We start from the raw sequence: 26,630 nt of genomic DNA on the forward strand, positions 1-26,630 counted from the left end.
AAAGTAAGCTTGGTCATGAAAACTCAAAACCAACGCTTTTTTCTCTAATTCGACCCAATCAGTCAATAGAATAACTTTTTGATATAAATTCAGTTTAGTTGCTTATTCTAGCATGGTAAAAGGTTTCGGCAATAGCCGATTACTATCGGCAACATTATCGCGACAATCGTTAATACAGTTAAGTTGATTTAGACGATTTAATATAAACCGCTGAACAACTAAATCTATTGGTGTTTTAACTAAAAATTAATGTGCTTCATCCCAATTATTACCCACACCAACATCCACTTTTAATGGGACTGATAATTGGTAACAATTTTCCATAATAGATTTAATTTCAGTTCGATACGCATCAACTAATTCATGCTTAACCTCAAACACTAACTCATCGTGCACTTGCATAACCATTCTTATATTGCCAGCTTGCTGTTTTTTAATCCATTTGTTCATCTCAATCATGGCGATTTTGATAATATCAGCAGCAGTGCCTTGCATCGGCGCATTAATCGCTGCGCGTTCTGCGCCGCGGCGCTCAATACCATTTGTTGAGGTAATTTTTGGTAGATATAAACGTCGCCCCGATAATGTTTCAACATAACCATGTTCAGCGGCAAACTGACGCGTTTGTTCCATATAAATTTGCACACCCGGATAGCGTTCAAAATAACGATCAATATAAAATTGCGCTTCTTTACGAGCTACATTGATTTGTTTCGACAAACCAAAAGCACTCATGCCATAAATCAGTCCAAAATTCACCGCTTTTGCTCGACGCCTTTCTTCTGATGTCACTTCACTTTCTGATTTACCTAAAATTTCGCCCGCAGTTACACGGTGAATATCTTTGTCATGAGCAAAAGCATTAAGTAGACTTTTATCTTGCGATAAATGCGCCATTATACGTAGCTCAATTTGGGAGTAATCAGCCGAGATGATCTTATACCCTTCTGGGGCGATAAACGCTTGACGAATGCGGCGACCTTCTTCATTTCTAACTGGAATATTTTGTAAATTTGGGTCATTGGAAGACAAGCGCCCTGTCACTGTACCAATTTGGTTATAATTGGTATGGATACGATGATCAATAGGGCTAATCATTAACGGTAATTTATCGGTATAGGTATTTTTTAATTTTGCCAAGCCGCGATAAAACAAAATTATACGTGGCAATTGATAATTGTTAGCAAGTTCACTTAATACTTCTTCACTGGTTGAGGGATCGCCCTTAGGTGTTTTTTTCAATACCGGCAATTGATGTTTATCAAATAAAATAGCTTGTATTTGTTTTGGCGAAGCTGGATTAAATTTTTCGCCAGCCAGTAATTGTAGTTGCTGCTCGGTTTCCCTAAGTTTGGTATCCAATTCCTTTGAATATTCATTGAGTAACTTAGCATCGACTAATACCCCTGTTCTTTCCATCTCGGCAAGTACCAGAGCAAGCGGCATTTCAACATCAGTAAAGAGTTTGATTAATTTTGGATCTTTTTCAAGGCTTGGCCACAATTTATTATGCAGCTGTAACGTAATATCCGCATCTTCAGCGGCATATTGGGTGGTTCTTTCAATATCAATGGCATCAATAGTTAGCTGTTTTTTATCTAACTTAGTCAGCTCATTATAAGTAATAGTTTTATGATTCAAGTAACGATTAGCCATACTATCCATATCATGGCGTTCGGTGCTATTTAAGACATAAGATTCAAGCATCGTATCAAAAGCAATGCCTTGCACTTTAATATCATAATTAGCCAAAACACTATAATCAAACTTAGCATTTTGCGCGATCTTTTTGATATTAGGATTTTCTAAAATTGGTTTTAATTTTGCTAATACTTCATCAAGTGGTAACTGATCTGGAACTCCTAAGTATTGATGAGCTAGAGGAATATAAGCGGCTTGATAAGGAACGACACTTAACGATATTCCAACGAGTTTAGCATGCACATGATCAACACTATCTGTTTCTGTATCAAAAGCAAATTGCTTACTACTACTTAACTTAGTGAGCCATTGCTCAAGTTGTGCTGAAGTTAAAATGCATTGATAATCAGTTTCACGCTTCGCTTTAACTGTACTCTCATCGTCAGTAAACAGCGAAAGATTATCATTAATTTCGGTTACTCGTCCTTTCTGCTGTTTTAAAAAGCTACCAGCCATTAACTCTTTTTGCCAGCGATGAAAACCGTAGTAGGCAAATAATTCGTTTAATGCATTGACATCAATATCACTTACCATCAGTTGTTCGCTGGTAAAATCTAATTCTACATCAGTTTTAATGGTGGCAAGTAGATAAGAGAGTTCAGCCTCTTTTTGGTTATCAATCAGTTTTTGTTTTAAAGATTTTGCGCCACGAATTGAAAGTTTTTCAATTTCATCAAGACGAGCATAAATATCTGTGATGCCACTAAATTCAGCTAATAAGCTTTGAGCTGTTTTTTCACCAATACCAGGAACGCCAGGAATATTATCGGAAGAATCGCCACGCAGTGCTAAATAATCAATAATTTTCTCGGGTGGAACACCAAATTTTTCCATCACCCCTTGAGGATTAAGTACGGTGTTATTCATAGTGTTAATTAAAGTAATGTTATTACTCACTAACTGAGCCATATCTTTATCACCAGTACTAATTAGCACATCCAAATTTTCGCTTTCAGCTTGTCTGGCTAACGTACCAATAACATCATCGGCTTCAACACCTTCAATACATAGTAAAGGTAATCCCATCGCTTTCAAAATAGTATGAATAGGCTCAATTTGCGGTCGAAGATTTTCAGGCATCGCCTCTCGGGTTGCTTTATATTCGCTATAAATCTCATTACGAAAAGATCCCCCTTTAGCATCAAAAACCACAGCGATATGAGTCGGATTAAATTGGTTAATTAAACTACGAATCATATTAATGACACCAAAAATAGCCCCTGTTGGTTCACCTTTGGCATTAGTTAACGGAGGACATGCAAAAAAAGCACGATAAAGATAAGAAGATCCATCAATTAAGATAATGGGTGTGTCATTTGGCATCATAATCACCTAGGTTATGCTATATAATAGTCAATAGTATAACCTAATTGGCAATAATATTCTTATTATGACCGATAATATAACGTAAAAATGTTTAATGTAAGTCATACACTTTAGTATAAAAAACGCGTAAAAAACTGTATCTTACACTGTGACTGTTATATAATATCGTATCTATTTTTTGCCTGAGTATTTGATAAATGACACAATTAAGTCTAGCTGCGCAAAAAGTCAAAGCGGCCTTAGCTGATAAAAATCTTGAAACGCCATCATGTCGTCTAGCTATGGATAATAGTGAGCGTAAGGCTAAAATTGAGGCTCATTTTCGTGAAATTATGAAGTTAATGGAACTTGATTTAACAGATGACAGTCTGGCTGAAACACCACATCGAGTTTCTAAAATGTACGTTGATGAGATTTTTTCGGGGCTTTACTATGAAAACTTTCCGAAAATCACCTTAATTGAAAATAAAATGCAAGTTGACGAAATGATAACCGTTAGGGATATTACGCTTACCAGTGTTTGCGAACACCATTTTGTCACCATCGACGGCAAAGCAACAGTTTCTTATATTCCTAAAGATAAAGTGATTGGTTTATCAAAAATTAATCGTATAGTTGAATTTTTTTCGCAGCGCCCTCAAGTACAAGAACGACTGACCCAACAAATTTTAGTCGCACTACAGACCTTATTGGGAACGGTCAATGTAGCAGTATCTATTGATGCAACCCACTATTGTGTTAAAGCGCGAGGCATTAAAGATTCAAGCAGTAGAACAACGACAACAGCTTTAGGCGGCGGGTTTAAAACAAACCCAAGTACTAGACAAGAATTTTTACGAGCACTCAATCATTATTAACAACAATAACCCGATTTGATTGATATTGATGTTAAGCCCAAACTTAGCATTAAATATCGGTCCAAAACATATTAAAATAAGTGATGTAAGACAATAACAAATCCGGCTTTATATTGCGTGCATCTTCAAGAAAGATTGGTATAATTCTCGGCTACTTAATATAAATAACATTGTTTTCATGAAGATTATCCGTGGTATCGCTAATTTAAAAAATCAATTTTCTCAATGCGTTTTAACATTAGGAAATTTTGATGGTGTGCATTTGGGTCACCAGCAATTAATTCATCATCTTATTAAACAAGGTAAAAAATTAAATTTACCGACTGTTTTAATGTTATTTGAACCACAGCCATTAGAGTTTTTTAATCCTAATAATGCGCCCTCACGGCTAACATCATTTCAAGAAAAGGTGATTTTTATTAAAGAACTTGGGATTGATTATATTATAGCGATTCCATTTACTCAGACCTTTGCCCGCATGTCAGCTGATTGTTTTATTCAAGATTGGTTAATCAATAAGCTAAAAGCCAAATTTATCACTATTGGTGATGACTTTCGATTTGGATTCGAACGGCAAGGTGATATCAACCTTTTACAACACTATGCACATCAACACGATTTTACTGTGGAAAATATGCCAACATTTGTTTGGAATCATTTAAGAATTAGTAGCACAGCAGTGCGCCAAGCTTTGTTGAATAATGATTTTCAATTAGCACACAGTTTATTAGGGCGTGATTACACCATCCAAGGTCGTGTGGTGCACGGTAATGCGTTGGCAAGACAACTTGGTTTTCCAACAGCTAATATTCATCTACATCGCAAAAAGCCAGCATTGCAAGGGGTTTATGTGGTTAAAGTTAAAAATTGCTGTAACCAACAATATTATTTTGGCATTGCTAATATTGGCTTAAGACCGACTATTCAAGGAAAAAAAGCAGTTTTAGAAGTGAATCTATTTGACTTTTCGGGTGACATTTATGGACAATATTTAGACGTGACATTTGTCCAAAAATTACGCGACGAGAAAAAATTCGACTCATTGGCTGAGTTAAAACAACAAATTACACAAGATGTTTGCACTGCCAAACAGATCAGTGCACAATTAACCCATTAAAAAGAAGTAGTATCAACCAAATTAACTGGAATAAATCAGCATGACAGATTATAAAAATACACTAAACTTACCGGAAACGGGCTTTCCAATGCGAGGCGATCTTGCTAAACGAGAACCGGCAATGTTACAAAATTGGTACGATAAAGAACTTTATCGTAAAATCCGCCAAGTAAAAAAGGGTAAAAAAGCCTTTATTTTGCATGATGGACCTCCATATGCCAATGGCAAACTTCATATTGGTCATGCAGTTAACAAAATAATTAAAGATATTATTATTAAATCAAAAGGTTTAAGTGGTTATGATTCCCCATATATTCCAGGTTGGGACTGTCACGGTTTACCGATTGAGCAAAAAGTTGAAGAACAAGTAGGAAAACCGGGCGTAAAAGTAACACCTGCTGAGTTTCGTCAAATTTGTCGTGATTATGCCGCTTCACAAGTTGAACTACAAAAAGCCGATTTTATTCGTATGGGTGTACTGGGTGATTGGCAAAATCCATACCGTACAATGGACTATGATACTGAGGCGAATATTATTCGGGCTTTAGGTAGAGTGATTCAAAATGGTCATTTAGTCAAAGGCGCTAAACCTGTTTATTGGTGTACTGATTGTATGTCATCGTTAGCTGAAGCCGAAGTTGAATACTACGATAAATCTTCACCAGCCATTGACGTAAAATTTAAAGCGATGGATAACCAAGCTGTTGCCAATAAATTTGGTGTTAATACTGATTTAACTATCTATGCCGTGATTTGGACAACAACACCTTGGACATTACCAGCAAGCCGAGGTATTGCCTTAAATGCTGACGTTGAGTATCAACTAGTACAAATCAATGATAAAGAGTGTTTAATTTTAGCGACTGATCTTGTCGAATCCGTTATGAAACGTGCCGAGATCTCAGCGTGGAAAATTATTGGCAGCTGTAAAGGTGATGCTCTAGAACTATTACGCTTTAAACACCCTTTCCTTGACTTTGACGAACCTATTGTACTGGGTGATCATGTTACCGTTGATGCCGGTACAGGTGCAGTGCACACCGCACCAGGTCACGGCGCGGAAGACTTTATTGTCGGTCAAAAATATGGTCTTGAAGTGGCTAATCCTGTTGGTGGCAATGGCTGCTATTTACCGGGTACAGGTGCAGGTTTAGATGGCTTATTTGTATTTAAAGCTAACAAAGTTGTAATTGAAATTTTAAAAGAAAATAATGCATTACTGCATTTTGAAAACATTGAACATAGTTACCCATGTTGTTGGCGACATAAAACACCGGTCATTTACCGAGCAACACCACAATGGTTCATCAGCATGGACAAGCAAGGGCTACGTGCACAATCATTAAAAGAGATCAAACAAGTTCGTTGGATCCCTGATTGGGGACAAGCGCGAATTGAAACCATGGTAGCAAACCGTCCAGATTGGTGTATTTCTCGTCAACGCACATGGGGCGTACCAATGACGTTATTTGTGCATAAAGAGACCGAAGCGCTACACCCAGACACATTAGCGTTAATTGAAAAAGTCGCTAAATTAGTTGAACAAAATGGTATTCAAGCTTGGTGGGATGCTGATATTAAAGATCTATTAGGTCCTGATGCCGATGATTACCGTAAAGTACCCGACACATTAGATGTCTGGTTTGATTCCGGATCAACTTTCTATTCAGTCGTTGGTGTTCGTCCGGAATTTGCAGGTCATGAAGCAGACATGTACCTAGAAGGTTCAGATCAGCACCGTGGTTGGTTTATGTCTTCATTAATGTTATCAACTGCGATTGATAACAAAGCTCCTTATCAGCAAGTATTGACCCATGGCTTTGTAGTTGATGGTCAAGGCCGCAAAATGTCAAAATCACTTGGCAACATTGTGACACCACAAGAAGTGATGAATAAACTGGGAGCAGATATTTTACGTTTATGGATCGCATCAACTGATTATTCGGGTGAAATGAGCTATTCCGATGAAATTATCAAACGCTCAGCCGATAGCTATCGTCGAATTCGTAATACAGCTCGCTTCTTATTAGCTAACTTAAATGGCTTTGACCCAGCTAAGGATATGGTAAAACCGGAAGATATGGTGGTGCTAGATCGATGGGCTGTTAGTAATGCTAAAGAAGCGCAAGAACAAATCATACAAGCTTATGAAAACTATGACTTCCATAAAGTTGTTCAACGTATTATGCAGTTCTGTTCGATCGAAATGGGCTCATTCTATTTAGATATTATTAAAGATCGCCAATATACAGCAAAAAGCGACAGTATTGCTCGCCATAGTTGCCAGACAGCGCTATATCACATTGCGCAAGCCATGGTACGTTGGATAGCGCCGGTATTATCGTTCACAGCGGATGAAATTTGGCAATACTTACCAGCATCACAAAAATCAGAATTTGTGTTTGAAGATGAATGGTATTGTTCACTCTTTAGTTTATCTGATAGTGAAGCATTAAATAGCGAATATTGGGCACAAATTTTAGCTATTCGTAGCGAAGTCAATAAAGTGCTTGAACAAGGTCGTAACGATAAAGTAATTGGTGGTTCACTTGAGGCTGCTGTGACACTTTATGCCGATGCAAAAATTGCTGATGCTTTAGCAAAATTAGAAAATGAGTTACGTTTTGTTTTATTAACTTCACAAGCTAGTGTTAAAACTTTAGAGTCTGCGCCTGAATCAGCAATACAAAGCGATATCAAAGGTTTGAAAATTGAATTGGCTAAAGCGCAAGGAGATAAATGTCCTCGTTGCTGGCATTATACTGTCGATAATGATCCAACAACGCATTTATGCAAACGTTGTGAACAAAACATCCATGGTAATGGTGAAATCAGACATTTTGCTTAATAAATAGTCATTAATTCATCAAACAAGGGTTATAGGCAACCACACTATAACAATTTAATTTCTTTACCGCCGACAATTGTCGGCGGAAACATAATGAGCATATACGCTATGAAAAAAAACAATGGGCTTTACTGGCTATTGTTAGCAATAGTCGTTTTTATTGTTGATATTGCAAGTAAATTCTGGATATTAGATCGCTTTGCTTTATATGAGTCAGTTAATCTTTTACCTTTCTTCTCAATCACTTATGTGCGTAATATTGGTGCAGCCTTTAGTATTTTTGAAGGTCAACGTTGGATGCTTGCATCTATTGCATTAATTATTAGTGCTGTAATTATCTATATGTTATATCGCAATACAGGCAGACAAAAATTAGAAAACTTTTCATTATCATTAATTTTAGGGGGCGCATTAGGAAATTTATTCGATCGCCTTTACCATGGTTTTGTTGTCGATTTTCTTGATGTCAATTTTGGTGATTGGCACTATCCAACATTTAATATTGCAGACTGTGCAATTTGCGTAGGTATTGGATTATTTATTCTTAGCAGCTTAAAAAAACCAAAGAAGACCATCTAACATGCAAATTATTTTAGCGAATCCACGAGGCTTTTGTGCCGGTGTTGATCGTGCGATTACTATCGTTGAACGAGCGCTAGAGTTATTTGGCGCGCCAGTTTATGTCCGTCACGAAGTTGTTCATAACCGCTATGTGGTTAATCGCCTTAAAGAGTTAGGGGCTATTTTCATTGAAGAGATCAATGAGGTGCCAGACAATGCAATTTTAATTTTTTCAGCACATGGTGTGTCTAAAAGCGTTCGTGAAGAAGCCAAACAGCGCCAACTTCGTATTTTTGATGCCACTTGTCCATTAGTCACTAAAGTGCATATGGAAGTGGCTCGATCGAGTTATCGAGGTGAAGAAGTCATTTTAATTGGTCATGCTGGACATATTGAAGTCGATGGCACCATGGGGCAGTACAATAATCCAGAAGGTGGAATTTATCTGATTGAATCCATTGAAGATGTTGAAAAACTAAAAGTGAAAAACGAACAACACCTTTGTTTTACCACGCAAACCACACTATCAGTTGATGATACAGCTGAAATTATTGCTGCACTAAAAAAGCGTTTCCCAAATATCCGCAGCCCTCGTAAAAATGACATTTGTTACGCCACAACTAATCGCCAACAAGCGGTTAAACAGCTTGCTTCACAAGCGGATGTGGTATTGGTTGTTGGCTCTAAAAACTCGTCTAATTCAAATCGTTTAGCTGAACTCGCTAGACGTAATAGCAAGCATGCTTATTTAATTGATTTTGCCTCTGATATTGATCCCGCTTGGTTAGCCAATGCCCGTACAATAGGAGTGACGGCAGGCGCTTCTGCACCCGATATTTTAGTCCAACAAGTTATCGATCACTTAAAAAATTTAGGTTGTACAACACTCACCGAAACCGACGGTATTTTAGAAAATATTACGTTTGAAATACCTAAAGAACTCCGGATTGAAGTAAAAACAAACTAACAGTTTAATTTGAGTGTTTTAGTTGTTCAAATTTTGCCAGTAGCTGATCATGGGTCTCGACATGCTCAGGATCAGCAATAATCGCATTTTGAATAGGACAAACACGTTGACAGGTTGAATGATCATAATAACCCACACATTCAGTACATTTATTGGGATCAATTTCGTAGGTGTCAAACCCCATTGAGATTGCCTCGTTCGGGCACTCAGGTTCACACATATCACAATTAATACACTTAGAGGTTATTTTTAACGCCATTACTTTGTTATTCTTAATTCATTTAAAAAATTTGCGCCATTATAACGCAATCCTTAATAAAACCTAAGATAAGATGCAGTAAGCAAATTCAAAATTAGTCTGTTTTATAAAAAAGTAATGTATCAGTATACCCTTATCTAAATAAGGTAATATAAACTATTAGATTAGTTAAATGAGTATTTTTGTTGAAATTCAAAAATATATTTCAATTTTTAATGCTACAACCAAAGAGAGCCTTAACACACTTAAAATTGCTTAAAATATTTTCATAATTATTACAATTTATTATCGTTAGTTATCAATGACATTTGATTTTATACGATACAATGACAAAAAATTTTATAAAAAATAATAGGATGAAAAGATTGTCAAAGTTTTTAAAAATTAAAAATATTGCTATAACCTTTATTATATTAGCCATTATTTATCTTGTTTATTGGATTTTATCCCCTTCTGAAAAAGCGGTAAATTATATTACCGCCCCAGTGACCAAAAGTAATATTGAAAAAACTGTTCTTGCCGATGGAACTATCAGTGCTTTTAAGCAAGTAAGCGTTGGTGCTCAGGTTTCGGGTCAGATCAAAAAATTATATGTGGAATTAGGCGATGAAGTTAAACAAGGCGATATGATTGCCGAAATTGATGATCTTAAACAAAATAATGATTTAAGACAGTCAGAAGCCTCATTAAATAGTTTAGAAGCTCAACGTAAATCGAAAAAAGCAAAATTAGTTAACTATCAACTTACTTACGATCGTCAATTAAAGTTAGTCAATAAAGGGGTTGGTATTCAATCTGATTTAGATGCCGCTAAAGCTGATCTTGATGGAATTAAAGCCGATATAGCAGCACTAGATGCAGATATCATCAGTGCTCAAGTTGCCGTTGATACCGCTAAAGTGAATTTAGGGTATACTAAAATTCGCTCACCAATTGACGGTGTCATTGTGGCAATTCCGGTTGATCAAGGGCAAACTGTTAACTCTGTTCAAAGTGCACCAACAATAGTCAAAGTCGCACAACTGGATAAAATGACCATTGAAGCACAAATTTCTGAAGCAGATGTGATTAATGTAAAAAAAGGCATGCCTGTTTATTTCACGATATTAGGTCAGCCTAATAAACGTTTTGAGGGGTTAACACTACGAGCAATCGAGCCTGCACCAGACTCAATTAATACCGAAAGTTCATCTAACTCAAGCACCTCCTCTTCAACAACTAAAACAGCTATCTACTATAATGGTTTGTTTGATGTTGATAATCCAAATCATATTTTACGCATTTCGATGACAGCTCAAGTTTATATAGTATTATCACAAGCGAAGGATGTGCTTGCGATTCCATCACAAGCTATTGAAAAGAATTTAGATGGCGATAAAGCTATTGTTTACGTACTTAATCAACATAATGATATTGAAGAGCGAAAAGTCAGTTTAGGTGTCAATAATAATGTTAATGTTGAAATCAAATCTGGGCTTAAAGAAGGAGAAGTCGTCATTGTGAGTAGTATCAATGGTGCACAACTCAATCCTAATGGACGGACCCCAAGGATAAGATTCTAATATGACAAATAATAATCCGCTGATTAAACTGGAAAATATAGTACGTGAATTTCCTGCTGGCGATTCAACCATAAAAGTGCTTAAAGGTATCAATTTGTCGATTAACGCTGGTGAAATGGTTGCCATTATTGGCGCTTCAGGATCGGGCAAATCAACTTTAATGAATATTTTGGGCTGCTTAGATAAACCCAGTTCGGGGGTTTATACTATTGGAGGTCGAACCACTAATCAATTATCTCCCGATGAATTAGCCGAATTACGTCGTGAACATTTTGGTTTTATCTTCCAACGTTATCATTTATTAAGTGCCCTTACTGCGCAAGGGAATGTCGAAATTCCAGCAATTTATGCTGGCGCATCTAATGAATTTAGGCAACAACGTGCTGTTGAAATTTTAACGCGATTAGGGTTAGAAGATAAAATTAATAACAAGCCGAACCAATTATCTGGTGGTCAGCAGCAACGAGTCAGTATTGCGCGCGCGTTAATTAATGGTGGGCAAGTAATTTTAGCCGACGAACCAACCGGCGCGCTAGATCGTAAAAGCGGTTTAGAAGTTATGGCAATATTGCGCGAACTTCATAAACAAGGACATACCGTCATCATTGTGACTCACGATAGCAATATTGCTCAAAGTGCACAGCGCATTATAGAAATCAGTGATGGAAATATTATTTCAGATGCTAGCAATCCTAGCTATCATGATGATGACGATAATCGACAAATTAAACAGATAGAAACAACCAAAACACAAGATAACTGGTTAGCCAAATACTATCGTTTTCGTGATGCATTTAATATGGCAATATTATCTATGTTATCGCAGCGACTACGTACTTTTTTAACCATGCTTGGTATTATTATTGGTATCGCTTCTGTTGTATCAATGGTGGCATTAGGGCAAGGAACCAAGCAAAAAATTCTGTCTGACATTAATTCATTAGGAACAAGCACGTTAGAAATTTATGCTGGTAATGGATTTGGTGATCGTAATGCCGATAAAATCACAACATTGCGATCTTCTGATGCTGACTTTTTAGCTAAACAAAGTTTTGTCCATAGTACCACGCCTAACCTTTCAACTAGTGTCTATTTTCGCGTTAATAATTTGGCGGTAACAGGAACGGTTAATGGGGTTGGTGAACAGTATTTTACTGTACGTGGTTATAATATAACTAAAGGTAAAGCGTTTGATCACACAAGTGTTCTGTCGTCCGCGCAGGATGCTGTCATCGATGAAAATACCGTTAATCGCTTATTTAACAATCAAGATCCAATTGGTAAAATTATTATGGTTGGGCAACTACCAGTTAAAGTCATTGGTATTGCAACTAAACAACAGCAAGGCTTTGGTAGTAATGAAAGCCTGAATATTTGGTTACCTTATACCACAGTGATCAATCGTATGGTTGGGCAAACATCATTAAAAAGCATTACTGTTAGAGTAAATGATAATGTTGATCTATCCGTAGCAGAACAAGCGATTAATAAGATTATGCTACAACGCCATGGCACCAAAGACTTTTTTATATTTAATTCCGATAGTATTCGTGAAACCGTTAACTCTTCAACATTGGTGTTAACCCTATTGATATCAACTATTGCGTTAATTTCACTGTTGGTTGGCGGTATTGGCGTAATGAATATTATGCTGGTATCAGTCACAGAAAGAACGCGAGAAATTGGGGTAAGAATGGCGGTTGGTGCTCGCTCTAGTGATATTCTTCAACAATTTTTAATTGAAGCAGTGTTAGTCTGTTTAATTGGTGGTATTTTAGGAATTATACTATCATTTGTGGTTGGACTGATTTTCAATTATTTTGTCTCTTTATTTGCTATGAGTTTTTCAATCATTTCAATTATTGCGGCATTTAGTTGTTCAAGTATCATTGGTATTATTTTTGGTTATTTTCCTGCCAAACGAGCGGCAAAACTTGATCCAATTTATGCACTAGAACGTGAATAATAATCCAATAAAATCCCTTTGCTGAAATAATTCAAACAAAGGGATTGGTTAATTTACAGCTCGCTAATTGATCAAAACAATGAATATTTGCTATGTATTTATCAATTATTTAAAAAGTAATAAATTACTCATTACTGTTTTCTTGATTATCATGTGCTTTGACATTTGGATCTAAACCAACTAAAAAAGCAGTAACTCTCGCATAATCTTTAATAAATGCATCATCACTCGACACATCTAACCCTTGAGCATTGATATAGAATTTACGATTAACAATCAGTGTTGGTATGGATGTTGGCTGCATTTCTTTAATAGCATTAGCTTGTTGCGTCATAAAAGCTTTAACTAAAAAGCTGTCTTTGGTTTTATCATAAGTTTCAGAATCCACTCCGAGTTTAGCAAATACAGCTTTAATATCATCTGGCGTTTTTATACTATGATCTTTTTGTACTGCATTATAAAGTGCTTGTGAAACATTATCTTCAATACCAAGTACATTAGCAATCGCCCATGCTTGAGCTAAATCTTGAGCAAGTGGACCAAAATCCAATAAATGATAACGTTTAATTTTGATATCTTGAGGGATAGCTTTAGCAATAACTTGTGAACCATGATATTGGTTTTCAAATCTATAGCAACTAGGGCAATTAAACGAAAAAAATTCGATCACTTCTTTGTCTGGCGATGGGTTAGTGGGTAATACAATATATTGTTTATCCACTTCAATCGGAGCTTGAGTCGTCGCCGGAGTGGTTGTTTGCGATGCGTCTGTTTTTGCATTAGAAGGCGCTTCATCGGCAAAACAATTTACCGAAAACAGTAATACTCCCATAGCAATAAGCGTTTTTTTCATTTAACTAATTCTCCTTATTCTTTAATAATGCCGCGAGCTTTTAATAGTGCGGTTTTAAAATCTTCTTCATAATCTTTTTTTAGTCCAGGAATGACTTCACTTTTATCAGCATCACGCATCTTTAAGTGATAGATTAACACTTCATCACCCAGATCTTTTAAATCGCCCTCGAAACCAGCTTCCTGACCGAGTTTAACTAAAAATTGTAACAAACTGAGATCTGAATCATTTTCCCAAGCTGACTTTAATAATTCCATTACTTCATCAATACGATGACATTTCATAAATTATACCTTTTTTGAATCTTCAAACCCATTGAAGATGATGATTTAATATTTTATTTTGATATTGTGTTACTTGTTAGTTTAAGCATAACACTATTGATAAAAACAATTTATCAAAATAAATGATGTAAACATGTTTAATTGAATTTATCAACTATTCCATACCTGAAAAACCAATACAGATATATTTCATTTTGCAATTACAACACTTGATAACTTAATCTAAGTATAAAGGCTATGTTATAAATTGTACGATTTAAAATAACTTTGCTATATAGTAATGCTATTTTGTGTTTTGGCAATGTAAAAGAGAAATAATTTATGCAGAAAAGCGCTATTACCGCATTCATTTTAGCTGGAGGTCAAAGCTCACGCATGAATGGTGATGACAAAGGCTTAATCTTATTAAATGATAAACCTCTTTATCAACATGTTATTGATCGCATTGCGCCTCAAGTCGGCACACTAATGATCAACTGTAATCGTCATTTAGATCAATATCAAAAAGCAGGTTATGCCATATTTAGTGATGATTTAGACGGTTTTTTAGGACCACTTTCGGGCATCTATAGTGGATTACGTCGGACCAATACCGATTGGAACTTATTTGTTAGTTGTGATACCCCTTATTTACCCAAGGATTTAATTGCCCGTTTAGCAAAATATACGATAAATTATAGCGCTATCTACCCTTTTGATGGCAAATACTCGCATCCAACGATTTTACTTATACATCGTTGTGTACTTGTACAATTAGAACAATATTTAGCACTAGGAAACCGCAAACTAATGCTATTTTTACAGCAAGTACAAGCTAAAGGCGTAGATTTTAGTGATACGCCAACATCTTTTGTGAATATTAATACCTATGACGAATTAGCCAATGCACATTTATCCTAAATAAAATTTTACGATAACCATGATTGCAATAGTCTCTCTAACCTATCAATTTCATCTATTTGAGTTGACCATGAAGTACAAAAACGTAAACAGCAGTTATGGTCATCAATAGGACCTAAATTATCAACCGCGTAATGAGCAATAATTTTTTCAGCCAGTTGGTTTGGAAAATTAACAAATAGTTGGTTAGTTTGTGGTTTGCTGGCAAAAGTTAATCCAGCTTTTTCAAAGACAGTTTTTAGTTTATTAGCCATATTATTACTGTGTTGTCCCAACTGGAAATACAGATCATTTTGCATCAACTCATTCATCTGTACAGCAACGATCCAGCTTTTTGCTAATATCGCACCTTTTTGCTTCATACTAAAACGAAAGTCTTGATTAATAGATAGATTATTAAAAATAACCATTTCACCAGCAAACGCCCCGACTTTGGTTCCACCAATATAAAATACATCCGTGTATTTAGCTAAATCAGGCAAAGCCAGATCATTATCTTTTGCTGCCAATGCCATCGCTAAGCGGGCTCCATCTAAATAGAGAAAAAGATGATTTTTTTGGCAAAATTGATAAAGATTTTTAAGATCTTGCTGACTATATATTGTGCCTAATTCGGTGGTATTAGAGATGTAAATAAGCTTAGGTTGTACCATATGTTCATCACTGTGATGAAATAATACAGGTGCTATCAATTCCGGCGTAAGTTTTCCATCTGCTGTTGGTACCGTGATTACTTTATGCCCTGTCGCTTCAATCGCTCCGGTTTCATGCACGTTAATGTGTCCGGTATTAGCGGCAATTACGGCTTGATAGGGTTTTAAAATATGTGAAATGACCGTTAGATTGGTTATTGTGCCACCAGGCATAAAATGCACATCAGCATGAGGAGATTGTAATCGTTTTTGGATATTTGTTATAGCTTGTTTGCAATATTCATCTAAACCATAACCCGCTAATTTCTTATTATTAATATCAATAAAACTTTTTAACAAACTGGGGTGAACAGTTTGATTGTAATCATTCAAAAAATCGTTCATATTATTCTCTTTTTGAACATCTGCTGCAAAAAATCATGTAATATTGTTTATCTATAGAATATAGTACATTAACATAAACTAGTGATGCATAAAAAAAAGATTATCGGAATTTGTGGTTATAGCGGTAGTGGCAAAACTACATTGTTAAAACAGGTTATTTCACTACTTATTAAACAGGGCTTTAATGTAGGCTCATTAAAACATGCTCACCATGACATCGAATTAGATATCCCAGGTAAAGATAGTTATGAGTTACGTAAGGCCGGCTCAGTACAAACAGCCATCGTATGCGATAATCGTTATGCAATCATCCATGAAACCCCCAATAAACCAGCAGATCTGGCCACAGTGATAAATCAGTTTACTGATGTAGACATCATATTAATTGAAGGATTTAAACACGAAAAAATACCTAAAATTATCTGTCATCGTCAAACCATTAATCATCCCGTTTTTATCGATGACTTAACGCTTGCTATCGCCAGTGATAACCAATTAAATATATCGATTCCATTACTGGATATCAATCAGCCACAACAAGTTGTGAAGTTTATACTCGATTACCTATTTAACTGATCTAATGATGATGTTCTGATTGGCAATAAAACGTATTGAGTAAAGTTAATTTTTTATAGCGATGTAACTCATTTACTAGCTTGTTTAACATAAATAGCCAATTGAAAAAAAGAAAGATTGCTATTCCAAACAAAAATTTATAAGTATTGGATAAAACAATGTAAATGATATGTTAATATAGCTAACCTTTAGCCATATCATGATTTAAGTAATATGCATCCATTATTAAAAAAGATATTAATCAAAACAAGAAACGTAGTTATTGGATTAATGCTGTTATCTATTTTTCTTATTTTAATAATGCGTTGGATCGATCCAATTGGCTCAATGTTAATGGTGGAAAGAAAAATTGTTAATTGGGGCATCACACAACAGCGGGAATGGAAAGATTGGGATGCAATTTCAGACAATATTAAAATCGCAGTTATTGCTTCAGAAGATCAGAACTTTGCAACACACTGGGGCTTTGATTTTGATGCAATTAATCGAGCATTAATACATAATCAAAATGCAAAAAAAATTCGTGGCGCAAGCACTATTACCCAACAAGTAGCCAAAAATATTTTTTTATGGCCATCACGAAGTTGGCTACGTAAAGCAATAGAATCTTGGTTTACTATCTGGATTGAGTTAATTTGGTCAAAACAAAGAACCCTTGAAATCTATTTAAATAGTGTAGAATGGGGTGAGGGGATTTTTGGCATTGAAGCAGCATCTCGTTATTATTTTAATGTCAGTGCAAACCAATTAACGCCTTATCAAGCGAGTTTACTTGCAGCAACGTTACCTAATCCAAGAAAATGGAGCCCAACCAACCCCACAAACTATGTCCAAAAAAAAGCAGAATGGATTCGAGCGCAAATGGCTAACCTTGGCGGTAAAAATTATTTAAAACAAATGGAGTAAAGACTGTTTTAAATTAATGTCTGAATAAATTCGGGTACCACCTGACTTGCAGGGCCATAAATTTTAGTTTGAAATAAACTTTCACCTAAACTTGGTTCTAAATTAAGTTCAATCGTTTTAGCACCGGATTGATTAGCAATTTGAACAAAACCAGCAGCAGGATAGACATTGCCCGATGTGCCAATTGAAATAAAATAATCTGCTTGTGATAACGCATCATAAATTTGATCCATCTGTAATGGAATTTCACCAAACCAAACAATATGCGGCCGTATTAATTTATTTTGTTGATAATTAATATCGTTGAAACAGTCAATAATTTCTCCTGTTTTTTCATTACGCGCTTTTAATAATTCTCCATGCATATGAATAATATTTTTCGATCCAGCTTGTTCATGTAAGTTATCAACATTTTGAGTTACAACCAATACATTATTTGAACCGAGTTTTTGTTCTAACTTAGCCAGTGCAATATGAGCTTGATTAGGTTTTACCGATGGATCTTGCAATTTTCTTCGTAACATATTGTAAAAATTATGAACCGCAATGGGATCTCGACGGTAACCTTCATAAGTGGCAACATCATTAACATCATAACCTTCCCATAATCCATTTTGGGCTCGAAAGGTTGATAACCCCGATTCGGCTGAAATGCCAGCCCCAGTTAAAATGACAATTTTGGGTGTTTTTAACATATCTATTTTCCTTTTTATTGATAAGTTAAATAATTTACCGTGATATAAAAGATTATTGGCTATATTCGGTGGTAAATATATGTAAGGCTGGTTGACTTAATTTTTGATATTGGCTGTAAGCACTTGCTACTTTAAGCCTTATTTCATCTTTTGATTCACCATCCAACCAACTATTAATCATAGCATAAATACTATAAGCTTCTGGCGCCATACGGTGCAAGGTTAAGATCAATGGATTAATACCTAAATGAGATAGTGGTGGAGTAAAATATTTCTGACTTTTACAAGCAAATACAGCAGCATAACGCGATTTTTGCTTTTCTTGTTGAGTTTTGGATAATGTGATCCAACGCCAACTACCTGGTAAATAACTGCGCCAAGATGACGTTTCCATTAATGCGTTATGCCCAATATAAACAACAAGATCAGCATTACCACCAGAATTGATTTGCTTTTTATCTACTGATAATGACAGCGAATTTTTTCCCGCAGAATAGTCAATAAAATCATTTACCGTATCATCAATGTATTTACCATCATAGGCTTGAGCGATAAGGTAAACATCTTGATTTTGATGCTTATAGATAATCTCTTCTAATATTTTACCATCTTTAGGCTTATTAACTTGTATAACTTGCCACTCTTTTTGCTTAGCAAAATAGGTTTTAAAACCGTAAGCCGCGCCCCAATAGAGATTATTTTTTGGATCTTGACCATTACCAATCGCAGCTGGAACAGGTGCTATACCTTGATATTTGTTATCACATAATGCGACCAGAACATGAATAACTTTTGTGTCGGCTAAACATGAAAAAGATAAAAAAAACGATAAGAATGATATCAACCATAAATAAGGACTAATTTTGTTCATAACTGATACTTTCCCCATCAATTTCATATTTAACTATAACTAAATTTTTATACATCACTTTGCAAGAAATACATTCCAGCATACCGGCAGCATTCTGTTTAATCAATGTATCTTTCCAGATTTCATGATTTCGCTAAATAACACCGTTTTGACCAATAACGGCATTTTTCATCAATATAATAATTACATTGATTTTCTTGATTATACAATAATTATTTTCCAGCTAATGCGAGTCGACATTTAATACAATTTGCAAAACTTTATCAGTCAGATTATAGCGCATTAAATCGACATAAGTATAAAAATAACCCTATCCAAGCCAAAAGGTAAAACACGTTCTTTATCAGGAAAAGGTTCAAAGCTGTAGTTACCGCTTGCTACGATGTCTAGTTCTAAATAGATTGCTAGCCAGTATGGTGAGATAGCTAATTTGACCAATATCCTTACCAAATGGAACATCATGGGCCCAATAACGCCTGGTTTTTGAGTTGATTTGCCAATCAGTCGACAAAAAGAGAAGCACCAAGTAAATAGTAAGGTAATCAACATTGGTTTACGCTTAACCATATAGCTTAGTGTGATAACTTAAAAGCAGTTTCCTTATAAATTTTATGGTTGTAATGTAAAAAATAAATAGGCTGTTTTATGTTATCTAATTTTAAATAAAAAAATTAACCGCCTTAAATAAATAGAGTGAACCCTTGCTTAACGATCGAAAGTTGATATTAATTAATTTTACAGATGATATGATATTATCAATTAGTTGAATAAATTTTTATAAGGTATTTTAAATGAAAACAATTGGCTTAATCGGCGGTATGAGTTGGGAAAGTACCGTTACCTATTATCAAGTAATTAATCAAATGGTAGCAAAATCATTAGGGGGATTACATTCAGCGAAAACGCTATTATATAGCGTAGATTTTCAAGAAATTGAACATTGTCAAGCCAATGGTGAATGGGATAAAAGTGCACTGATTTTAATTGATGCAGCCAAAAGATTACAAATAGCAGGTGCAGATTTTATTGTCATTTGTACGAATACCATGCATAAAGTCGCAGATCAGATTCAAGCAGCAATTACTATTCCAATTATTCATATTGCAGATGTCACAGCTAAAAAATTGATTCAACAAGGTATTAAAACTGTAGCATTGTTAGGTACTAAATACACAATGGAGCAAGATTTTTATAAATCAAAATTAATTGACCAAGACTTAACAGTATTAATACCGGATCAAGAAGATAGAAATGTTGTTAACCAAATTATTTACGATGAACTCTGTAAAGGGATTATTAAACCTGCATCTAAACAAGCTTACTTAACTATTGTTGATAAACTAGTTGAACGCGGAGCACAAGGTGTTATTTTAGGCTGCACAGAAATTGGTTTATTAATTTCACAATCAGATCGAAATATCCCTTTTTTTGATACAGCCTTAATTCATGGAGAAGCCGCCGCTATGCTAGCAATAAGTAACTAAGCATTATCATTTTTATCGTTAATATATTCTAAAATATCTCCAGGTTGGCAATCTAAATATTCACAGATTGCCTCAAGTGTGGCTAATCTAAAACCTTTCACTTTACCTTGTTTAAGCAAAGATAGATTTTGTTCTGTAATACCGATAGCCATAGCTAAATCTTTAGATTTTACTTTTCGTTTAGCGAGCATTACATCTAGATTTATAGTAATTGGCATGTTTAATTCCCCTATACAAACTGCTGATTTTCTTCCGCTAGTTGGCATGCTTTTTTTAATATTTGTCCAATAACCATAATACTGATAGCTGGGAACAATACCATAATATCATCACTTGAAAACGAAAAAGAAAAATAACGTTCAGCTTGGTTGAAACTTAAAATTAAAGTTAATAAAGGCTCAGATAAAATACTAAAAATAGACCAGATGACTAACATTTTCCCAAAAATATAGCAGTGATTAGCTGACCTTTCTGAAAAGAAATCAGATTGACTGTATTTTAAAAAAAGTAATCGCAACTGATAAAATGCATAAATTAAAATAAAGATTTGTATAGTATCAATTAACGTTGCTAAAAAAGCCTGCCAAAACTCGAGTTCAGTTGGATCAACATCAACACTGTTAGATATAAAAAAAGAATATCCTCCTGAGGATAATCCAATATTTTCAATATTAAAAAAGTAATAAAGTGATGGTGATAATGCACCAATCAACATAACTATGATAATAAGGGTTGTTAATAGTACCATAAATCGACAATATTGATTTAAGCGTAAGTTTGATCGAGCTAATGTTGTGTTCATATTTATTTCCTTTTTTATAAAGATTGAGCACAGTCTAGCCTATAAAAATAGAAATAACAATAATAAATTAAAGTAAAACGATAATTTATTATCGTTTAAGATTTATTTTAAATAAAAATAGCAAAATCAATAGTGAGTAAAATTTAGTTATAAAAAAACCTTACTTTGTTACAAGTAAGGCTCAGGAAGTTAACATTAACGAAAAAAAATTATGCTTCGATTGCAACTCGTAATTTTTTCATTGCATTTTTTTCGAGTTGACGAATACGTTCAGCAGAAACACTATACTTATCAGCTAAAACTTGCAAAGTTGATTTACTATCGTCGGAATCTAACCAACGTGCTTTAATAATATCCTGACTTCGTTCATCCAATTGTGATAAAGCATCATGTAATTTATCTGTTGCGTCATTTTCCCAATTATCATTTTCAATTGATTTTGAGAAATCAGAATTACTATCTTCTAGATAAAGTGCCGGAGCAACAATTGAATTATCATCGTCATCACTATCTACATCAAATGACATATCTTGAGCAGACATTCGCGATTCCATCTCAAGGACATCTTTAGGTGTTACACCAAGTTCATCTGCCACCATATCGACTTCTGCATTATTAAACCAACCTAAACGTTGTTTATTTTTTCTTAAATTAAAAAATAATTTTCTTTGTGCTTTTGTGGTTGCGACTTTAACAATTCGCCAATTTTTAAGTACATATTCATGAATTTCAGCTTTTATCCAGTGTACAGCAAAAGAAACTAATCGAACCCCCATTTCAGGGTTAAAACGACGCACAGCTTTCATTAATCCAATATTACCTTCTTGAATTAAATCTGCTTGCGGTAAACCATACCCAGAGTAACCTCGAGCAATATGCGCAACAAAGCGCAAATGAGATAAGATTAATTGCCGTGCAGCATCAACATCATCATGATAATAAAGTTTTTCACCTAACGATTTTTCTTCTTCTGCTGTTAACATCGGATAGGTGTTAATCATACGAAGGTATGATTCTATATTGCCTTGTGGGATTAAAGCACTTACTGGCATTTTTAAATCAGTACTCATTTAATTCCCTCCTTCATTTAAACTGATTTTGTTGCATAATTTTAAGTATGCAACAATTTAAATTCTAACTATTATATTAGACTACAAAAAAGTCAATTAGTTCACATTTTATTAAAATTTTTAACAATAAGTAACTATCTTATTTTTGTAATTAAGTAATGTACATTACTTTCAAATATTTTTTAGTCGCGATTAAGGCTGAAAGCCATCCAATAATTATTGAAAACAAGATAATTAATACACTTTCATCCCATGAAAGCCCTTCTAAAGTAAATTTTGTTCCAAAAACAGTTGAAACGTGCAAAATAATTGAATCAATTTGCCAAATGAATATTTTGGATAATATTAATGCAAGTACTGCACTGATAAACCCAATAAAAATCCCATTATACAAAAATGGTCTTAATATAAAACCTTCAGTAGCGCCAATTAATTGCATCACCAAAATCGTTTGACGACGGGAAAAGATACTTAATCTAATACTATTGCCAATAACAAGTGATACAGCAATAATCATGAAAATCGAAATTGTCCAGACTATTGATTTTACCATGTCTGTTAATGCCATTAATCGCGTAAACCAGCTATCATCAAGTTGTACATCATCAACTCCTTCTATTTTCAAGATTTGTGATTGTAATCCATGTAAAATGCTAGTTTGCTTAGCCTCTTCTTTAGGAAAAAGAATAGCAACGGCAGGTAAAGGGTTTTCATCTAAAAGATCAAGTGCTGTTGCAAAACCAGACCAAGTTTTAAATTCTTCTCGTGTATCATCTCGTGAAAGATAATCTATTTTCTCAACTTCCGGGTATGTTTTAAATTTACTGATTAATTCTTTAGTTTGTTCTGCCGTAAGTGATTTGTTGATATACACGGTTAAGTTTGGAGTTGGATACCATTGATGCGCTGCTTGATTTGCATTTTTCCACAACAAATAACTAATCGTTGGTAATGTTATTGAAATTGCAATGACAAAGATTGTCAATATTGAAGCAAAAATATGCTGACGAAAATCATTAAATACGTTATGCCATGCATAACTAATTTGTCTTTTCCATCGGGATAAAAAGCTATTTTTATTTTTTAATTTTGACTTAATAGTGTTAATGTTAGCGTTTATCATTATGTTATTCCTCTAAACGCCCTTGATTTAAATTTAGTATTCGATGATGTTTACGACGAATAAGCCCCATATTATGGGTTGCCATTAATACGGTGACGCCTGCTTGGTTAAACTCTTCAAATAGCTTTAAAATATCTTTCGAAAGTTTATCATCTAGGTTACCGGTTGGTTCATCGGCTAATAAGACGCTTGGGCGATTAACAATAGCACGCGCTATTCCTACGCGCTGTTGTTCACCACCTGATAGCTGTATAGGATAGAATTTCATTTTATCTATCAAACCGACTTTATCGAGCGCGGCCGAAACACGTCTACGAATTTCTTCTATAGGTTTTCCTAAAATAATTAATGGAATAGCCACATTATCATAAACGGTATGATCCATTAATAATTGGTGATCTTGAAAAATCATCCCAATTGTGCGGCGTAAAAACGGCATATCTTGTTTTTTCAAGCTAGATACATTGATACCATTTAATAATACTTTGCCGTCGTTAGCTTTTTCTAATCCACAAATTAAACGCATCAAAGTACTTTTACCTGCACCAGAGTGACCTGTTAAAAATGCCATTTCTCCGGATAATAATGTAAAGTTTATATTTTGAAGGGCGGGCTTTCCACCTGAGTAAACTTTACTTACATGCTGGAATTGGATCATGAGTTCTCTCTATTCATCTGTTTGTTCAAACAGCGCATTAATAAAATCATCAGCAACAAAAGGTCTTAAATCTTCAATTTTTTCACCAACACCGATGTAACGGATTGGAATATTAAATTGATCAGCAATGCTAAATATAATACCACCTTTCGCAGTACCATCTAATTTAGTTAATGTCATTCCTGTTACACCAACAGCCTCATTAAATAATTTAGTTTGGCTAATGGCATTTTGGCCTGTTCCTGCATCTATTGTTAACATGATTTCATGTGGAGCAGTCTCATCTTGTTTTTTAATCACTCTAACTATTTTTTTCAATTCATCCATTAGATGTGATTTATTTTGTAAACGACCTGCTGTATCGGCAATTAAGACATCTATTTTTTTTGCCTTTGCTGCTTGTATTGCATCAAAAATAACTGAGGCAGAATCAGCATTAACATGCTGTGCAATAACGGGGATATTATTTCGCTCACCCCAAACTTGTAATTGCTCAACTGCGGCTGCACGAAAGGTATCGCCTGCGGCAAGCATGACTGATTTACCTTGTTGTTGAAATTGACGAGCTAATTTACCAATTGTCGTTGTTTTACCAACACCATTTACCCCTACCATTAAAATAACAAATGGCTTATGACTTTCAATATCAAGCGGTTGATCAACCCCGTCTAAAATAGACTTCATTTCATGCTTTAAAATTTCATGAAGTGCATCTGCATCTTTTAACTCTTTTCTTGAGGCTTGTTGTGTTAATGAGCTTATTAATTTCTGTGTAGTATCAAATCCTACATCTGCAATAATCAGTTGTTCTTCTAGTTCTTCAAATAATTCATCGTCAATTTTTTTGCCTTTGAATAAATTTAAAAAACCCGACCCAATATTTTGTTTAGTCTTGAAAAGACCTTTTTTTAAACGAGCAAAGAAACCTTCTTTTTTTTGTTCAACCATAAATAAATTGTCCCATGAGCATAACTGATAATCATTTTATCTTATTTTAGAATAAACCCCAATGTATTCAATAAATGTGAATAATATTATTGAGTTATATTATGATAAAATAATGATAATAAGTGATGATTTAGTATTTATTAATGTGATCTATTTAAGCCTAAAGATCATTTACGCTGATAGATTGCCATTCACCTAACGGCAGATGCTGAGTAAAAAGATTATAATTGCCAATTTGAACACGTATTAAACGTAAACAAGGATAACCAACCGCAGCACACATTCTTCTAACTTGACGATTTTTTCCTTCCGTAATAGTTAAACTCAACCAAGAAGTAGGAATAGCTCTACGTTCTCGAATAGGCGGAACGCGTTGCCATAGATTAGTCGGTGCTTCAAGCTTTGTCGCTATAGCTGGAGCAGTATAGAACTCTTTTAACTGAACACCTTGAGCGAGTTTGTCTATAGCTTGTTGACTTACTATGCCTTCAACTTGTACCCAATAAGTTTTTGGTAATTTAAATTTTGGCGAGCTGATTTTTGACTGCAATTTACCATCATTGGTCAGTAATAATAATCCTTCACTGTCAGTATCCAGCCGACCTGCGGGGTAAAATTTGGGTAATGAAATAAAATCTTTTAATGTTTGATATTTTTCATGGGGAGAAAATTGCGTAATTACATTGTACGGTTTGTTAAAAGCAATTAATGAGCGCATTTTATTCCTATCCATTTAACTATTAACTATGTTCAATAACAATATTTTTAATAATATAGTAAATCATTATCGATTTTCTAGCACTGTTAGTCATAATTATTCAGCCGTTAAACCGTAAAAAGCAAAAAAGCCCAGCATCTCTGCTGGGCTCTCGCGCTAATTTAAAAGTCTGGCGGCACCCTACTCTCACATGGGTAATACCCACACTACCATCGGCACTACGGCGTTTCACTTCTGAGTTCGGCATGGGGTCAGGTGGGACCACCGCGCTATTACCGCCAGACATATCCTGTCTTCTCTTTCTCTCAATTGACGAACATTATCACATATCTTCATCAATCGCTCAATCCGGAACAAACTGTTTTATTAATCTTTAACCATCTTTCGATGACTTCTTACTCTCAACTTCGCGTATCCAAAACAACTCCGAGTTGTAAGGTTAAGACTCTCGGTTCATTAGTATCAGTTAGCTCAATGTATCACTACACTTACACACCTGACCTATCTACGTCTTAGTCTCAAACGGACCTTACTGATTCTC

General features: G+C 34.8%; 24 protein-coding genes, 2 rRNA genes and 1 pseudogene. 11 read left to right on the forward strand and 16 right to left on the reverse strand.

Annotated elements, in window-relative coordinates:
- Window positions 1–246: 246 nt before the first annotated feature.
- A complete protein-coding gene (gene polA, locus A9G03_RS04290; RefSeq protein WP_218837086.1) occupies window positions 247–3,024 on the reverse strand; it encodes a DNA polymerase I in 2,778 nt (925 codons plus the stop codon).
- A gap of 200 nt (window positions 3,025–3,224) precedes the next feature.
- Here polA and folE point away from each other — a divergent pair, with 200 nt between their 5' ends.
- The 5 genes from folE to ispH all read left to right on the forward strand — a co-directional run bounded on the left by folE (window position 3,225) and on the right by ispH (window position 9,377).
- Complete coding sequence (folE, locus tag A9G03_RS04295) at window positions 3,225–3,884, forward strand: GTP cyclohydrolase I FolE (protein WP_065633206.1); 660 nt, start codon at window positions 3,225–3,227, stop codon at window positions 3,882–3,884.
- 178 nt (window positions 3,885–4,062) lie between these two features.
- Window positions 4,063–5,001 (forward strand): bifunctional riboflavin kinase/FAD synthetase, encoded by a 939-nt coding sequence (gene ribF / locus A9G03_RS04300; protein WP_065798503.1) that lies wholly within the window; start codon window positions 4,063–4,065, stop codon window positions 4,999–5,001.
- A gap of 40 nt (window positions 5,002–5,041) precedes the next feature.
- On the forward strand, window positions 5,042–7,849 hold the full coding sequence (ileS, locus tag A9G03_RS04305) for an isoleucine--tRNA ligase (RefSeq protein WP_065798504.1): 2,808 nt from the start codon (window positions 5,042–5,044) through the stop codon (window positions 7,847–7,849).
- A 108-nt stretch (window positions 7,850–7,957) separates the two neighbouring features.
- A complete protein-coding gene (lspA, locus tag A9G03_RS04310) occupies window positions 7,958–8,428 on the forward strand; it encodes a signal peptidase II (protein ID WP_065633209.1) in 471 nt (156 codons plus the stop codon).
- A gap of 1 nt (window position 8,429) precedes the next feature.
- Window positions 8,430–9,377 (forward strand): 4-hydroxy-3-methylbut-2-enyl diphosphate reductase, encoded by a 948-nt coding sequence (ispH, locus tag A9G03_RS04315; RefSeq protein WP_065798505.1) that lies wholly within the window; start codon window positions 8,430–8,432, stop codon window positions 9,375–9,377.
- Window positions 9,378–9,381: 4 nt separating this feature from the next.
- On the opposite strand, the gene A9G03_RS04320 is transcribed toward ispH, so the two are convergent.
- Window positions 9,382–9,636: a YfhL family 4Fe-4S dicluster ferredoxin gene (locus A9G03_RS04320; RefSeq protein ID WP_065798506.1), complete on the reverse strand. Its 255-nt coding sequence runs from the start codon at window positions 9,634–9,636 to the stop codon at window positions 9,382–9,384.
- A gap of 356 nt (window positions 9,637–9,992) precedes the next feature.
- Between A9G03_RS04320 and A9G03_RS04325 the strand changes: the two genes are divergently transcribed.
- Together A9G03_RS04325 and A9G03_RS04330 are read left to right on the forward strand one after the other, a co-directional pair.
- Window positions 9,993–11,198 carry an efflux RND transporter periplasmic adaptor subunit gene (locus A9G03_RS04325; protein ID WP_065798507.1) on the forward strand — a complete coding sequence of 402 codons (1,206 nt, stop codon included), beginning with the start codon at window positions 9,993–9,995 and terminating at the stop codon, window positions 11,196–11,198.
- Between the two features lies 1 nt (window position 11,199).
- A complete protein-coding gene (locus A9G03_RS04330) occupies window positions 11,200–13,164 on the forward strand; it encodes a MacB family efflux pump subunit (protein ID WP_065798508.1) in 1,965 nt (654 codons plus the stop codon).
- A gap of 124 nt (window positions 13,165–13,288) precedes the next feature.
- Here the strand turns inward: A9G03_RS04330 and A9G03_RS04335 are convergent, their stop codons facing one another.
- Complete coding sequence (locus A9G03_RS04335) at window positions 13,289–14,017, reverse strand: DsbA family protein (RefSeq protein WP_065633214.1); 729 nt, start codon at window positions 14,015–14,017, stop codon at window positions 13,289–13,291.
- A gap of 14 nt (window positions 14,018–14,031) precedes the next feature.
- Window positions 14,032–14,301, reverse strand: coding sequence for a YihD family protein (locus tag A9G03_RS04340; RefSeq protein ID WP_065633215.1), 270 nt, complete (start codon window positions 14,299–14,301; stop codon window positions 14,032–14,034).
- Between the two features lie 321 nt (window positions 14,302–14,622).
- Here A9G03_RS04340 and mobA point away from each other — a divergent pair, with 321 nt between their 5' ends.
- The gene (mobA, locus tag A9G03_RS04345; RefSeq protein WP_065633216.1) at window positions 14,623–15,201 is read left to right on the forward strand and encodes a molybdenum cofactor guanylyltransferase MobA; all 579 of its coding nucleotides are present in this window, start codon (window positions 14,623–14,625) and stop codon (window positions 15,199–15,201) included.
- Window positions 15,202–15,209: 8 nt separating this feature from the next.
- Here the strand turns inward: mobA and A9G03_RS04350 are convergent, their stop codons facing one another.
- Window positions 15,210–16,238: a threonine aldolase family protein gene (locus A9G03_RS04350; RefSeq protein ID WP_065633232.1), complete on the reverse strand. Its 1,029-nt coding sequence runs from the start codon at window positions 16,236–16,238 to the stop codon at window positions 15,210–15,212.
- Between the two features lie 84 nt (window positions 16,239–16,322).
- Between A9G03_RS04350 and mobB the strand changes: the two genes are divergently transcribed.
- Both mobB and mtgA read left to right on the forward strand, forming a co-directional pair.
- Window positions 16,323–16,814 (forward strand): molybdopterin-guanine dinucleotide biosynthesis protein B, encoded by a 492-nt coding sequence (gene mobB, locus A9G03_RS04355; RefSeq protein WP_065798509.1) that lies wholly within the window; start codon window positions 16,323–16,325, stop codon window positions 16,812–16,814.
- Window positions 16,815–17,027: 213 nt separating this feature from the next.
- On the forward strand, window positions 17,028–17,720 hold the full coding sequence (gene mtgA / locus A9G03_RS04360; protein WP_065798510.1) for a monofunctional biosynthetic peptidoglycan transglycosylase: 693 nt from the start codon (window positions 17,028–17,030) through the stop codon (window positions 17,718–17,720).
- Between the two features lie 8 nt (window positions 17,721–17,728).
- Here mtgA and cobB read toward each other — a convergent pair whose 3' ends face one another.
- Window positions 17,729–18,415, reverse strand: a complete 687-nt coding sequence (cobB, locus tag A9G03_RS04365; RefSeq protein ID WP_065798511.1) for a Sir2 family NAD+-dependent deacetylase — start codon at window positions 18,413–18,415, stop codon at window positions 17,729–17,731.
- A gap of 52 nt (window positions 18,416–18,467) precedes the next feature.
- The gene (locus A9G03_RS04370) at window positions 18,468–19,286 is read right to left on the reverse strand and encodes a hypothetical protein (RefSeq protein ID WP_065798512.1); all 819 of its coding nucleotides are present in this window, start codon (window positions 19,284–19,286) and stop codon (window positions 18,468–18,470) included.
- Window positions 19,287–20,077: 791 nt separating this feature from the next.
- Here A9G03_RS04370 and A9G03_RS04380 point away from each other — a divergent pair.
- A complete protein-coding gene (locus A9G03_RS04380) occupies window positions 20,078–20,770 on the forward strand; it encodes an aspartate/glutamate racemase family protein (protein ID WP_065798514.1) in 693 nt (230 codons plus the stop codon).
- Here A9G03_RS04380 and A9G03_RS04385 read toward each other — a convergent pair.
- The 9 genes and pseudogenes from A9G03_RS04385 to A9G03_RS04425 form a co-directional block, all read right to left on the reverse strand.
- A complete protein-coding gene (locus tag A9G03_RS04385) occupies window positions 20,767–20,988 on the reverse strand; it encodes a helix-turn-helix domain-containing protein (protein ID WP_065633223.1) in 222 nt (73 codons plus the stop codon). The genes A9G03_RS04380 and A9G03_RS04385 overlap by 4 nt on opposite strands.
- 11 nt (window positions 20,989–20,999) lie before the next feature.
- Complete coding sequence (locus A9G03_RS04390) at window positions 21,000–21,572, reverse strand: DUF2975 domain-containing protein (RefSeq protein ID WP_065798515.1); 573 nt, start codon at window positions 21,570–21,572, stop codon at window positions 21,000–21,002.
- Between the two features lie 209 nt (window positions 21,573–21,781).
- The gene (gene rpoH, locus A9G03_RS04395; RefSeq protein WP_065633225.1) at window positions 21,782–22,642 is read right to left on the reverse strand and encodes an RNA polymerase sigma factor RpoH; all 861 of its coding nucleotides are present in this window, start codon (window positions 22,640–22,642) and stop codon (window positions 21,782–21,784) included.
- A 151-nt stretch (window positions 22,643–22,793) separates the two neighbouring features.
- Window positions 22,794–23,765 (reverse strand): permease-like cell division protein FtsX, encoded by a 972-nt coding sequence (gene ftsX / locus A9G03_RS04400; protein ID WP_065633226.1) that lies wholly within the window; start codon window positions 23,763–23,765, stop codon window positions 22,794–22,796.
- A 4-nt stretch (window positions 23,766–23,769) separates the two neighbouring features.
- The gene (gene ftsE / locus A9G03_RS04405; RefSeq protein ID WP_065633227.1) at window positions 23,770–24,423 is read right to left on the reverse strand and encodes a cell division ATP-binding protein FtsE; all 654 of its coding nucleotides are present in this window, start codon (window positions 24,421–24,423) and stop codon (window positions 23,770–23,772) included.
- 9 nt (window positions 24,424–24,432) lie between these two features.
- A pseudogene (gene ftsY / locus A9G03_RS04410) lies at window positions 24,433–25,356 on the reverse strand (signal recognition particle-docking protein FtsY); the annotation flags it as partial.
- 175 nt (window positions 25,357–25,531) lie between these two features.
- Complete coding sequence (locus tag A9G03_RS04415) at window positions 25,532–26,089, reverse strand: pseudouridine synthase (RefSeq protein ID WP_065798516.1); 558 nt, start codon at window positions 26,087–26,089, stop codon at window positions 25,532–25,534.
- Window positions 26,090–26,256: 167 nt separating this feature from the next.
- Window positions 26,257–26,372 (reverse strand): 5S ribosomal RNA (rrf, locus tag A9G03_RS04420).
- 152 nt (window positions 26,373–26,524) lie between these two features.
- Window positions 26,525–26,630: ribosomal RNA gene (locus tag A9G03_RS04425) — 23S ribosomal RNA — on the reverse strand; the annotation flags it as partial.

The sequence above is a fragment of the Gilliamella sp. wkB171 genome, assembly GCF_001693755.1.
GTDB classification, from domain to species: Bacteria; Pseudomonadota; Gammaproteobacteria; order Enterobacterales; family Orbaceae; genus Gilliamella; species Gilliamella apicola_F.

Coding starts and splice junctions, on each gene's coding strand:
- ftsX (WP_065633226.1), bottom strand. CDS start 23,765: ATGATAAACGCTAACATTAACACTATTAAGTCAAAATTAAAAAATAAA.
- ribF (WP_065798503.1), top strand. CDS start 4,063: ATGAAGATTATCCGTGGTATCGCTAATTTAAAAAATCAATTTTCTCAA.
- A9G03_RS04390 (WP_065798515.1), bottom strand. CDS start 21,572: ATGAACACAACATTAGCTCGATCAAACTTACGCTTAAATCAATATTGT.
- lspA (WP_065633209.1), top strand. CDS start 7,958: ATGAAAAAAAACAATGGGCTTTACTGGCTATTGTTAGCAATAGTCGTT.
- A9G03_RS04340 (WP_065633215.1), bottom strand. CDS start 14,301: ATGAAATGTCATCGTATTGATGAAGTAATGGAATTATTAAAGTCAGCT.
- folE (WP_065633206.1), top strand. CDS start 3,225: ATGACACAATTAAGTCTAGCTGCGCAAAAAGTCAAAGCGGCCTTAGCT.
- ispH (WP_065798505.1), top strand. CDS start 8,430: ATGCAAATTATTTTAGCGAATCCACGAGGCTTTTGTGCCGGTGTTGAT.
- A9G03_RS04370 (WP_065798512.1), bottom strand. CDS start 19,286: ATGAACAAAATTAGTCCTTATTTATGGTTGATATCATTCTTATCGTTT.
- mobA (WP_065633216.1), top strand. CDS start 14,623: ATGCAGAAAAGCGCTATTACCGCATTCATTTTAGCTGGAGGTCAAAGC.
- cobB (WP_065798511.1), bottom strand. CDS start 18,415: ATGTTAAAAACACCCAAAATTGTCATTTTAACTGGGGCTGGCATTTCA.
- A9G03_RS04380 (WP_065798514.1), top strand. CDS start 20,078: ATGAAAACAATTGGCTTAATCGGCGGTATGAGTTGGGAAAGTACCGTT.
- A9G03_RS04385 (WP_065633223.1), bottom strand. CDS start 20,988: ATGCCAATTACTATAAATCTAGATGTAATGCTCGCTAAACGAAAAGTA.
- A9G03_RS04320 (WP_065798506.1), bottom strand. CDS start 9,636: ATGGCGTTAAAAATAACCTCTAAGTGTATTAATTGTGATATGTGTGAA.
- rpoH (WP_065633225.1), bottom strand. CDS start 22,642: ATGAGTACTGATTTAAAAATGCCAGTAAGTGCTTTAATCCCACAAGGC.
- ileS (WP_065798504.1), top strand. CDS start 5,042: ATGACAGATTATAAAAATACACTAAACTTACCGGAAACGGGCTTTCCA.
- A9G03_RS04330 (WP_065798508.1), top strand. CDS start 11,200: ATGACAAATAATAATCCGCTGATTAAACTGGAAAATATAGTACGTGAA.
- A9G03_RS04335 (WP_065633214.1), bottom strand. CDS start 14,017: ATGAAAAAAACGCTTATTGCTATGGGAGTATTACTGTTTTCGGTAAAT.
- A9G03_RS04350 (WP_065633232.1), bottom strand. CDS start 16,238: ATGAACGATTTTTTGAATGATTACAATCAAACTGTTCACCCCAGTTTG.
- ftsE (WP_065633227.1), bottom strand. CDS start 24,423: ATGATCCAATTCCAGCATGTAAGTAAAGTTTACTCAGGTGGAAAGCCC.
- mtgA (WP_065798510.1), top strand. CDS start 17,028: ATGCATCCATTATTAAAAAAGATATTAATCAAAACAAGAAACGTAGTT.
- A9G03_RS04325 (WP_065798507.1), top strand. CDS start 9,993: ATGAAAAGATTGTCAAAGTTTTTAAAAATTAAAAATATTGCTATAACC.
- polA (WP_218837086.1), bottom strand. CDS start 3,024: ATGCCAAATGACACACCCATTATCTTAATTGATGGATCTTCTTATCTT.
- mobB (WP_065798509.1), top strand. CDS start 16,323: ATGCATAAAAAAAAGATTATCGGAATTTGTGGTTATAGCGGTAGTGGC.
- A9G03_RS04415 (WP_065798516.1), bottom strand. CDS start 26,089: ATGCGCTCATTAATTGCTTTTAACAAACCGTACAATGTAATTACGCAA.